At 61.8% G+C, this 9,910-nt stretch carries 11 protein-coding genes and 2 pseudogenes; 10 read left to right on the forward strand and 3 right to left on the reverse strand.

What is annotated here, in order from left to right:
* The 3 genes and pseudogenes from G454_RS21975 to G454_RS0116590 all read left to right on the forward strand — a co-directional run.
* A pseudogene (locus G454_RS21975) lies at positions 1 to 235 on the forward strand (hypothetical protein); the annotation flags it as partial.
* 130 nt (positions 236 to 365) lie between these two features.
* A complete protein-coding gene (locus G454_RS22820; protein ID WP_342669799.1) occupies positions 366 to 494 on the forward strand; it encodes a group II intron maturase-specific domain-containing protein in 129 nt (42 codons plus the stop codon).
* An 84-nt stretch (positions 495 to 578) separates the two neighbouring features.
* The gene (locus tag G454_RS0116590; RefSeq protein ID WP_156896874.1) at positions 579 to 1,106 is read left to right on the forward strand and encodes a transposase; all 528 of its coding nucleotides are present in this window, start codon (positions 579 to 581) and stop codon (positions 1,104 to 1,106) included.
* A 333-nt stretch (positions 1,107 to 1,439) separates the two neighbouring features.
* Here G454_RS0116590 and G454_RS0116595 read toward each other — a convergent pair whose 3' ends face one another.
* Together G454_RS0116595 and G454_RS20025 are read right to left on the reverse strand one after the other, a co-directional pair.
* Positions 1,440 to 1,964 (reverse strand): ribonuclease toxin HepT-like protein, encoded by a 525-nt coding sequence (locus G454_RS0116595; protein WP_027719449.1) that lies wholly within the window; start codon positions 1,962 to 1,964, stop codon positions 1,440 to 1,442.
* Positions 1,906 to 2,322 carry a nucleotidyltransferase family protein gene (locus G454_RS20025; protein ID WP_169719398.1) on the reverse strand — a complete coding sequence of 139 codons (417 nt, stop codon included), beginning with the start codon at positions 2,320 to 2,322 and terminating at the stop codon, positions 1,906 to 1,908. The genes G454_RS0116595 and G454_RS20025 overlap by 59 nt, the downstream gene beginning before the upstream one ends.
* A gap of 149 nt (positions 2,323 to 2,471) precedes the next feature.
* On the opposite strand from G454_RS20025, the gene guaB reads away from it, so the two are divergent.
* The 4 genes from guaB (at position 2,472) to G454_RS0116620 (ending at position 7,762) form a co-directional block, all read left to right on the forward strand.
* Complete coding sequence (gene guaB / locus G454_RS0116605) at positions 2,472 to 3,929, forward strand: IMP dehydrogenase (RefSeq protein WP_027719450.1); 1,458 nt, start codon at positions 2,472 to 2,474, stop codon at positions 3,927 to 3,929.
* Between the two features lie 135 nt (positions 3,930 to 4,064).
* Positions 4,065 to 5,456 (forward strand): coiled-coil domain-containing protein, encoded by a 1,392-nt coding sequence (locus G454_RS0116610; protein WP_027719451.1) that lies wholly within the window; start codon positions 4,065 to 4,067, stop codon positions 5,454 to 5,456.
* A 117-nt stretch (positions 5,457 to 5,573) separates the two neighbouring features.
* Positions 5,574 to 6,275, forward strand: coding sequence for a response regulator (locus tag G454_RS0116615; protein WP_027719452.1), 702 nt, complete (start codon positions 5,574 to 5,576; stop codon positions 6,273 to 6,275).
* 14 nt (positions 6,276 to 6,289) lie between these two features.
* Positions 6,290 to 7,762, forward strand: a complete 1,473-nt coding sequence (locus G454_RS0116620; protein WP_156896875.1) for a sensor histidine kinase — start codon at positions 6,290 to 6,292, stop codon at positions 7,760 to 7,762.
* Positions 7,763 to 7,798: 36 nt separating this feature from the next.
* Here the strand turns inward: G454_RS0116620 and G454_RS20030 are convergent, their stop codons facing one another.
* The gene (locus G454_RS20030) at positions 7,799 to 8,179 is read right to left on the reverse strand and encodes a YckD family protein (protein WP_035108210.1); all 381 of its coding nucleotides are present in this window, start codon (positions 8,177 to 8,179) and stop codon (positions 7,799 to 7,801) included.
* A 120-nt stretch (positions 8,180 to 8,299) separates the two neighbouring features.
* Here G454_RS20030 and G454_RS0116630 point away from each other — a divergent pair, with 120 nt between their 5' ends.
* From G454_RS0116630 to G454_RS21980, 3 genes and pseudogenes are all read left to right on the forward strand, one after another.
* On the forward strand, positions 8,300 to 8,710 hold the full coding sequence (locus tag G454_RS0116630; RefSeq protein WP_027719454.1) for a DUF4445 domain-containing protein: 411 nt from the start codon (positions 8,300 to 8,302) through the stop codon (positions 8,708 to 8,710).
* 46 nt (positions 8,711 to 8,756) lie between these two features.
* On the forward strand, positions 8,757 to 9,407 hold the full coding sequence (locus tag G454_RS0116635; protein WP_027719455.1) for an IS607 family transposase: 651 nt from the start codon (positions 8,757 to 8,759) through the stop codon (positions 9,405 to 9,407).
* Positions 9,376 to 9,910: pseudogene (locus G454_RS21980) on the forward strand (IS200/IS605 family accessory protein TnpB-related protein); the annotation flags it as partial. The gene G454_RS0116635 and the pseudogene G454_RS21980, both read left to right, overlap by 32 nt.

The raw sequence follows: 9,910 nt of genomic DNA on the forward strand, positions 1-9,910 counted from the left end.
CATGGTTTGTTTCCTGGCCCTGGTGCTGGAATCGGCCCTTTACAGGTGCCTCAAGCTGGCAGAAAGCAAGGCGGAGTACACCTACCTTCTGCGGGACTTAAAGAACCTGAAAGCCGTGGAGCTTGTCTTAGAGGGCGTGAAGTATCTTTGCCGCACCGAGTTGCCTGGGAATGCCTATGAGGCCTTCCGAGTTCTCGGGATAAGACCACCTTCTGAGGTATCTGTAATAGAATAGTGGTATTGCCACAATAAGGTAAATGTTGTGGTACGTCTATCTTTTTTCCTCGTGAAGCCTTGTGTTTTCGGGATTTTTATAGTTTAGGTGTCAAACTTAGGCCACGGGATTAAGGGCATCATTACCGAAAATTAACCCTGTTTTAAGAGGCTGGAAAGAATACTTTCGGTTAACCAACGTTAGCCGTGTATTCTGGAAGCTGGACTTCTTCATTACGGCCCGGTTTTATCGGGTAGGCCGGAAACCAGCCAGCGGCTGAGCAAGACCTTTAAGCCGGGGGTCTAGGTCACCCTAAAGAAAATGGGGTTGTACAGCTTTGACCTGCGAATGCCTTACGTGAATGGTGTCGGATAGGCGTGCTCTAGCTGAGGAAGGGGTCATGCTGGTGGCGCCACCACAACCCAGGGCGCTGGCACCAGAGCTGCGCGAAGGAAGGTTTATCTTCGACCCGGATACCGAGATTCTCACCTGCCCGGCGGGAGTCGCTTGCAGGCACCGCACTTACAATCCCCAGGCCGAAAGCTGGGTTTACCGCTTTCCGGCAGCTGCCTGCCGCGCCTGCGAACTTAAGGGTTCCTGTACCAAAGGCCGGGGCAGCCGCATCATCACGGTGAGCCGCTATTACCGCGAGCACATGGAGGCATATCTTTACAGCCAGACACCTGCGTACAAGCAGGACATGCGTTTGCGTGCCTTAATTGAGCCCAGAAACGGTGAGCTGGCCCGCTGGCACGGGTTACGACGCGCCCGCTACTGGGGGCTGGTGAAGACTAGGCTTCAGGCCATTTTCACTGCCCTGGCGGTGAACTTCAAGCGGTGGGTTCACTTGGCAATTGCTGCCAAGCGGGCAGTCAAAGCCGCAGCAGCCTAGGAATAAGGGGTTTCTCTGCCTTTTTCAAGGGCTTGGTTACCTGATACTGGTACTAAAGATGGTGATTTGCTGTGGTAAGCTCTTCCATAAAAGCCTGATTGCCATATAATGTTAATTCTACTTGGTTAAAGTGTTATACTTGCTGTTTTCCCTCAGTTTTGCGACGGTCTCAAGGATACTAAGAATTAAAAAATTGGCCGACAACCGTTTGCCTGCTTTTACCCCGGAAAGCAAATTCTTTTCCCTTATAGGTTCTTTCTCCGGCCCCGAGGATCTGGCCGAAAACCCGACCGCTATTTGGTGGAGGGTTGACCCTTTGAGGGTAATAGATGCTTAACTTCCGTTCCTTTCCAGTTCTGTAATCACGTTCTTGATAAATGTCCTGAACTGTGCCATTTTGTTCTCTAAAAGTGAGACGATATCGGCCATGTTTTCCGCCAGGTGCTTCATTTTCATCCAGCGTAGCTCACCGGCATAGGCATGGCGGAAGAGGTGGCGGAAGCGGCGGTACTCATCCAGCTCTTCCATCAGCTCCCGGGAGATGACTGCCGGCCGCAGCCCTTCGAGTTCTACGGCCATACTCTTTAAAAGCTCCCGGTGCCAGTCTCCGGCCTTGAGCGGCCCGCCGTCGATCTGGCGCGAAATGCGTTCAAACATGGATTCCACGCCGGTGTAGAAGTGGTGGAGGTAGGCGGCCATGGCCATTAAGTCCCGGTCGGGCACGGGGCCGGTGCGGGCATTCACTTCCATGAGCAGGGCGCGGGCCTTACTGGCAATCTTAGCTATGGCCTGCAGGTCTTCATTTAGTTCCGCCAGCAGCCTCTTTAGGCGGGCTATTTTCCTCTCTTTGGCGGTCATACAGCACGATCCCCTCTTTTTGCACCCGCTCCCGTAGTGTTTCCGCAGCGCCTTCCAGGAGTAACAGGTCCACCGCAAAGGGGCGGGCGATTTCTTCCGCCAGCCCGTAGGCTTGCAGGTATTCCCTTTCCGCAAGGCCGCTTACGGCCAGGTCGATGTCCGAGAAGAGGTCGAAGTCGCCCGTGGCCAGGGAGCCGAAAAGGTAGACCCTCGTCACGTTGAAGCGGCGGGCAAGCTGCCAGGCTATTTCTCCGGCCTTTTCCCAGGCCAGGGCTTCTTTTTGCGCCTGCTCCTTTTCTTCCCGGGCCACTTCTGCCAGGTGGCCCTGCACGTATTTCCGGTAATCTTGCATAGTCATTCCAACCCTTATAGCTGCATTTATGGTCATATTTTATCACGAGCCCGGAAAGAGAGAAAACGATTTGCGAAAATTCTTTACTTGCCAGGGCCGCCGCGGCGTGTGCTATAATTAACGGATATAAGGAGAACGCCGAGGAGGGGATTTGTCTGTTCCCGGAGAAATTTGCCAAGTTCGGGCTTACCTTTGACGACGTGCTGCTCATCCCCGCCAAGTCGGAGGTGCTTCCCCACGAGGTGGACACCTCCACCTACCTCACGCGGGAGATCAAGCTGAACATCCCCCTCATGAGCGCGGCCATGGACACGGTCACCGAGTCCCGCATGGCCATCGCCATCGCGCGGGAGGGCGGCATCGGCGTCATCCACAAAAACATGCCCATCGAGCGGCAGGCCCTGGAAGTGGACCGCGTGAAGCGCTCGGAGCACGGGGTCATTTCCGACCCCATATTTCTGTCCCCCGACAGCCCCATCAGCGAGGCCCTCCTGCTTATGGAGCGCTACCGCATTTCCGGCATCCCGGTGACGGAAAACGGCAAACTGGTGGGCATCATCACCAACCGCGACCTGCGCTTTGAAAAGGACTTCAGCAAGCCCGTGGGGGAGGTCATGACCAAAGAAAACCTCATCACCGCCCCCGTGGGCACCACCCTGGAGGAGGCCAAGGAGATCCTGCGGCGCCACAAGGTGGAGAAGCTACCCATCGTGGACGAGCACTTCAACCTGCGGGGCCTAATTACCATCAAGGACATCGAGAAGGCCCGCCAGTACCCCATGTCCGCCAAGGACAAGAAGGGCCGCCTGCTGGTGGCGGCGGCGGTGGGCGTAGGCCCCGACACCGAGGAGCGCGCCGATGCCCTGGTGCGGGCCGGGGTGGATGCCATTGTGGTGGACACGGCCCACGGCCACAGCAAGAGGGTCATTGAGACGGTGGCCAGGCTCAAGCGCAAGTACCCGGAGGTGGCGGTCATCGCCGGCAACGTGGCCACCGCCGAGGGCACCAGGGACCTCATCCGGGCGGGGGCCGACGCGGTGAAGGTGGGCATTGGCCCCGGGTCCATCTGCACCACGCGCGTGGTGGCCGGGGCGGGCGTGCCGCAGATCACGGCCATTTACGAGTGTGCGCAGGAGGCGGCGGCCCACAACATCCCCATCATTGCCGACGGCGGTATACGGTATTCAGGTGACATCACCAAGGCCATTGCCGCCGGGGCCGATGTGGTCATGATCGGCAGCCTGTTTGCCGGCACGGAAGAAAGCCCCGGGGAGATAGAGATCTACCAGGGGCGCAGCTACAAGGTTTACCGGGGGATGGGCTCCCTGGGGGCCATGCGGGAGGGGAGCGGCGACCGCTACTTCCAGGAGGAGCAGCAAAAGCTGGTGCCTGAGGGCGTGGAGGGCCGGGTGCCCTACCGGGGCCCGCTGGCGGAGATCGTCTACCAGCTCATCGGCGGCCTGCGGGCCGGCATGGGCTACTGCGGCTGTAAAAACATCCAGGAACTGAAGACCAAAACCCGCTTCATCCGCATTACGCCTGCGGGCCTGCGGGAGAGCCACCCCCACGACGTAACCATTACCAAGGAGGCCCCCAACTACAGCCTGAAGTAAAAGAAATTGCCGGAAGGTGTAGGAAAAAAGTAGACAAAACAACCAAAAAATAGCAGGAACGGTGCGACGGGTCAGGGAATAGATATATTATTCTTTCCCTGGGGAACCTTTGAGGAGGAAGGTGGAGCGCAGGGCATGGGAAGCAGGCTCTATTCCCTGACCGACGTCTTAAAAAAGGCCCTCTTTTTCTTCGACTCCCTCACGGTGCCGGAGCTGAGCGTCTACGTTTACCGTCGCATGATGCAGGACTGCCCCCTCCCCCGGGTGGAGGAAAAGGTGGCTCTTTGCCTGCGCCAGCACCCGTGCTTTTACGTGGATAACCGCGGCGCCTGGCGCCTGGACCTGGAGGGGAAGAGGGAGAACGACGCCTTTTACGCCCTCCTGCTCAAGCGCCAGCAGCCCATGAGCTTAAAGGAGCTCCGCCTGTGGTGCAAGAACAAGAAAAACAAGCACCTGGTGGCCGACGAGGCCAACCTCATTTCCGACGGGCGCTTCGTGCAGCTGGACAACGGCTGCTGGGGGCTCACCGAGTGGGAGGTGGAGGCGGAGCGCTACCCGTTGAAGCAGCTGGTCATCAAGGCCCTGAAGTCCCACCCGGGGGGCTTAAGCCAGCAGCAGCTTTTTGAGATCGTTAACGCCTGGCGCCCCACCACTCCCCCGGCGCTGCAAAGTGTCTTGCGCAAGTTCCCCTTTTTCGAGCCGGCGGGGGGAGTGTGGACCTACAACTCGGAGGTGCGGGTGGCCTACGAGGAGATCCTGCGGCGCTACCTGGCCGCCTTAAACCGCCAGAAGGAGCGCTGGCACCGCGCTCGGGAGCGCTGGCAGAAAAGGATTGCCGCCCTGGAGCAGCAGCTGCGGGAAATTAACGCCGCCTACCGCGAGGTGGCCGCGGCCCTGGCCCAGCGCCAAGAGGAGATGGCCCACTACGAGAGCGTGGTCACCCAGCTGGCGGAAAAGGACCTCCTGCTTTCCCTGCGCAAGAAGGAGATCATGCGCTACCGCGAGCACATCAACAAGCTGGAGGCCAAGGCCAACAGCATCCTCCACCAGTGCCGCCTCTGGGTAAAGAGGGCCCGGGAGGGGGAGCAGGAGATAGCCCAGCTGCGCCAGTCTCTGGCCAAAACGCAGGCCAGCCTGGAAACCATGTTCACCATGCTCCAGCAGTACAAGGAGCGGGACCGGGAGTACAAGGCAAAGCTGGCCGAGCTGAAGGACCAGCACGCCTCCCGGGTGGCCGGGCTGCAGACGGAGATAGTGGAGCTGCGGCAGAAGCTGGAGAAGTTGCAGGAGCAGAAGCAACAGGAGGAAAGGCGCTACCAGGAGGAAATCAGCATCCTCACCAACGACTTAAAGGAAGCGCTGGAGAAGGGCGAGGAAGCCCAGCGCTCGTTGCGCTTTGCCCAGAAGGAAGCCCAGCGCTGGAAGGAGGAGTACCAGCGCCTGGCAGCCAGCGTCAGGCACCCCTTGGTCAGGGCCGTCATAAGGCTCTGTGCCTTCTTCGGCAAATCCACGGCGCAGCCGGTTTAAACGGAGGGCCTCACCGCCTGCAGGTGGGCCCTCAATGCTTTTGGCGCCCCTTTGCCGCGGCGGCGCCAAAAGTGGTATACTGGGAACGGTAAGGAACGGGCGGGCAGGGGGTATGACGTGGGCAGGAAGGTCCTGGTTGCCGACGACGAGCTGAAGATCAGGCAGCTGGTGCGCATGTACCTGGAAAAAGAGGGCTTTGAGGTGGTGGAGGCCGCCGACGGAGATACGGCCCTGGAAATTTTGCGCCGGGAGCGCTGCGACCTGGTGATCCTCGACCTGATGATGCCCGGGACGGACGGCTGGGCGGTGTGCCGGGAGATCCGCAAGAGGGACGAGCAGGTGCCCATCATCATGCTCACCGCGCGGGGGGACGAGGTGGACCGGGTCCTGGGGCTGGAGATGGGTGCCGACGACTACGTGGTCAAGCCCTTTTCGCCCCGCGAGCTGGTGGCCAGGGTAAAGGCGGTGCTGCGCCGGGCGGGGCGGGAGGAAAACGGGCCGGCGGATGCCGCCGGGGTGCTGGCCTACCCCGGCTTGGTCATCGACCCCCTCTCCCGCCGGGTGGAGGTGGAGGGGCAGGCGGTCAACCTCACGCCCAAGGAGTACGAGCTCCTCTACTTCCTGGCGCGCTCGCCCGGAAGGGTGTTCACCCGCGAGCAACTGCTGGAGAGGGTGTGGGGATACGATTACTACGGCGATTCGCGCACCGTGGACACCCACATCACTCGGCTGCGCGAAAAATTGGGCCGCGCGGGCGGGAGGCCGCAGTACATCGTCACCGTCTGGGGCGTGGGCTACAAGTTTGAGGTGGAGAAATGAGGTTCTCGGGGGTAGTGGGCAAGCTCTGGCTCTTCATGCTTTCCCTGGTGGTGCTGGTGCTGGGGATCTCCGCCCTGCTGCAGACCAAATTTTTGGAGAAGACCTATTACGACCAGCAGGCGGAGCGCCTCCTGGAAGAGGGCCGGCGCCTGGCGGAAATGCTCCTAGAGCAGCGGGACCCCCTCCAGGCCGCCCGCCAGGTGGATCTGCTGGCCCGCCTGATGAATGCCAGCGTCATGGTAGTGGACCCGCGGGGAGCGGTGGAGCACTGGCACGTCATGGGCATGGGCATGATGGGCAGGCACATGGGCATGGGTATGGGGTCCTCCGGCTCCTGGCGCAACGCGCTGCCGGTAGGACCCCCGCTGGCCGGCCTCATGCCCCTCTCCCGGGAGCAGGTGGAAGCGGTCCTGGGGGGCCAGACGGTGGTGTACCGCGGCCACAACCCCTTTTTCGGCACGGACGTGATCCTGGTGGGTCTCCCCCTAAAGCAGGGGGAGGAGGTGCTGGGGGGCCTCTTCATCCACGCCCCCGTGGCACCCCTGGCCGCCAACATCAGGGCTCTCCAGCACGCCAACCTCTACGCCCTGGCCCTGGGGGCCCTCCTGGCCACCCTGCTGGGCCTCTTCTTTTCCCGCACTTTTGCCCGGCCCCTCCTGGAAATGAACCGCATTGCCCGGGCCATGGCCGCCGGGGACTTTGGCTGCCGCGTGGCCATAAGCTCGCGGGACGAGCTGGGGCTCCTGGCCGCCTCGCTTAACGCGCTGGCGCAGCAGCTGCAGGAAAAGATTGCCGCCCTGGAGAGGCTGGACGCCACGCGCAAGGAGTTTGTGGCCAACGTCTCACACGAGCTGCGCACGCCCCTGACCATCATCCAGGGCTACACGGAGGCCATTTTGGACGGCATGGCCGAGGACGAGGCCCGGCGCAGGGAGTACCTCCAGAACATCCAGGAAGAGGTCGTGCGCCTGCGCCGCCTGGTGGACGACCTCCTGGACCTGCGCCGCCTGGAGGCGGGGCGGGTGACCCTGAAGAGGGAGCCCCTGGACGTCGCGGCCCTCTTAGCCCAGGTGGTGGAGCGCTTTCAAAACCTGGCCGGGGAAAGGGGCGTGCGGCTCGAGCTCTCCCTCCGCTCGCCGCTGCCCAAGATTACGGGGGACGGGGACCGGCTGGCCCAGGTCTTCATCAACCTCCTGGACAATGCCCTGCGGGTGACCCCTGCCGGGGGCAGGGTGGAGGTGACGGCCAGGGAAGCGGGCGGCGCGGTGGAGGTGGCGGTGGAGGACAGCGGCCCGGGCATCCCGCCCCACGAGGTGCCCCTCATCTGGGAGAGGTTTTACAAGGGCGACCCCTCCCGCCGGCGCGACGGCGGCGGCAGCGGCCTGGGCCTGGCCATTGCCCGGCAGATCGTGGAGCTTCACGGCGGCGAAATTTACGTAGACGGCCGGCCCGGAAAGGGGGCCAGGTTTGTGGTGGTGCTGAAATAAAAAAGGCGGGCGAGTTCTCGCCCGCCGCACTTGGGGTTACTGGCCGGCCTGCGGGGAGGTGCCGTTCCAGTAGCCGCCCATCATCCCCCACCCGGCGTTGCCCCAGCGGGCCTTCATCCAGCCGTAGCCGGGGCAGAGCCCGGGGCCAAATCCGGGACCGAATCCGGGGAAGCGCTCGGGGTTCTGGGCGAAGAACTGCTGCCTGGCGTCAAGGGCCGCCTTGATTTGCTGGCCCTGCTCGGGGGTGAGTTGGCCGTACGCCACGTACTTGTCCACCAGTTGCTTTTTCAGCTCGATCATTTGCTGGTGGAGGGCGGTCAGTTCCTTTGCCTGCTCGGGTGTGAGGGTGGCCGCCAGGGCCGGCAGGGCCAGTCCCAGCACAAGCGCCGCCGCTAGCAAAATGACCAGTTTTCTCATCGGGCATACCTCCTTACCGGAATTTTTACCGTTGGCTTTAATATAAAGGGCAGATATCGCAGATTTTTGTCCAAAGTGTTACGGTTTTGTTAAAAACGCTGGAGGGTAGAGGGGTTTTGCATGGATTACCGCTACGGGCCGCTGGCAAGAAAGATTAACCTTGCACTGCCCCCGCCGCGCCTGGGCGACGGCGCCGCCGATGTAGAGCGGCTGGTGGCAGCCCTGGGGCGGCGCCTCGGGGGCGCGGCAGTCGGGGTGCCGCTGGAGGTCATGCGGCGCGTCCCCCACGTCTTGCGCGAGGCCGGGTGGCACGTTACGGCCACCGTGGGGGCTTTTGCGCCGGGTCACTGGGAGCTGGTCGACTTGGAGGCGGGGGACACCACCGGGCGCCACTTTGGCCTGGCCGTGGACGTCGGCACCACCACGCTGGCCGCCTGCCTGGTGGACCTGAACACCCGAGAGGTGTTGGCGGAGGACGCCGCGGGCAACGGGCAGGTGGCGGAGGGGGAGGTTTGCAGCAGCTACGAATAAACGCACTATAATTGACTGAAACGTACAGTTCTGTTACTATAGAAGTATGGAACTCTTATCCATCGGAGAAGCAGCAAAGCGGTTAGGCGTACACCCGAACCGCCTCAAGGCGTGGGAGAAGCAGGGGTTAATTAAGCCCGTGCGGCTTCCCAGCGGCCACCGGAGGTACCCGGTGGAGGAGATCAACCGCATTCTGGGCACAGGGGGGATAAAGGCAGAGCCGGACGCCGCGGTCGTCCTCTACGCCCGGGTATCCACAAAGGAGCAGGCCGATGCCGGAAACTTGGAGCGGCAGCTGGAGAGGCTGCGGGCTTATGCCGGGAAGAGAGGCTACCGGGTGATGGCCGAGCATTCCGACGTGGCCTCCGGCCTCAACCAGAACCGCCGGGGTCTGGAGCGGGTGCTGAAAATGGCCGAGCGGGGCGAATTCAAGAAGCTGCTCATCGAGTATCCCGACCGGCTGGCGCGCTTCGGGTATGCCTATTTGGAGCGGCACTTGAAGCATTGTGGCGTGGAAATAGAAATCACATCGCAAAAAGAGCCGGAGGACGCCCATGCGGAGCTGGTGCAGGACCTGCTGGCCATTGTGACTTCTTTTTCGGCCCGGCTTTATGGCGAAAGTCTCGGCAGGAAAGTCCGGCAGGGTTTCCGGGAGCTGATCGAGGATGCGGAAAAAGCGCGCAGAGAACAAGTTTAGCGTGACGGTATGCGGGGAGTTCTTTCCGGAGAGCTACCCCGCTTTTCGGTCTGTGAGGTGGAGCCGTGGGGAAGAGGACCCGCTGGCGACGGAGATGCGGCTTTTCTGCTCCTGCCTGCGGTGGGCCTTCAACCGGCTTCTGGAAGGTATTTCCCGGAATGAGATTAAGAGGCGCGGCCAGGAGCTTTTCGGGCTGAACTCCCGGTACGTGGACGATGCGCGGCTGAAAGCGCAGGCCCTGCTGGACTCCCAGAGGGAGCTTCTGGTGCTAGAGATTGAAGAAACGGAGGCGAAATTAGGCCGTGCCAGGAAGAAGCTCGGTCTGGCCGCCAGCAAGCTGGCGAAGGCCGAAAAGAAGGGTGCTGCCCCTGCCGAGCTGGAGAAGCTGCACCTTGTAGTCAAGGGCCGTCTCTTGCGCGTGGCCTCCCTGGAGGGGAGGCTGGCAGAGCTGGAGGCTTACCGCCAAAGCGGCGCCATACCCAAGGTGGTCTTCGGCGGCAGGA

This window comes from Desulfovirgula thermocuniculi DSM 16036 (assembly GCF_000429345.1).
GTDB classification, from domain to species: domain Bacteria; phylum Bacillota; class Desulfotomaculia; order Desulfotomaculales; family Desulfovirgulaceae; genus Desulfovirgula; species Desulfovirgula thermocuniculi.

Bases quoted from the DNA above. Each gene is read 5' to 3' on its own strand.
- G454_RS20025 (WP_169719398.1), bottom strand. From the start codon at position 2,322: ATGACTATGCAAGATTACCGGAAATACGTGCAGGGCCACCTGGCAGAA.
- G454_RS20030 (WP_035108210.1), bottom strand. From the start codon at position 8,179: ATGAGAAAACTGGTCATTTTGCTAGCGGCGGCGCTTGTGCTGGGACTG.
- G454_RS0116635 (WP_027719455.1), top strand. From the start codon at position 8,757: ATGGAACTCTTATCCATCGGAGAAGCAGCAAAGCGGTTAGGCGTACAC.
- G454_RS0116595 (WP_027719449.1), bottom strand. From the start codon at position 1,964: ATGACCGCCAAAGAGAGGAAAATAGCCCGCCTAAAGAGGCTGCTGGCG.
- G454_RS0116610 (WP_027719451.1), top strand. From the start codon at position 4,065: ATGGGAAGCAGGCTCTATTCCCTGACCGACGTCTTAAAAAAGGCCCTC.
- G454_RS0116630 (WP_027719454.1), top strand. From the start codon at position 8,300: ATGGATTACCGCTACGGGCCGCTGGCAAGAAAGATTAACCTTGCACTG.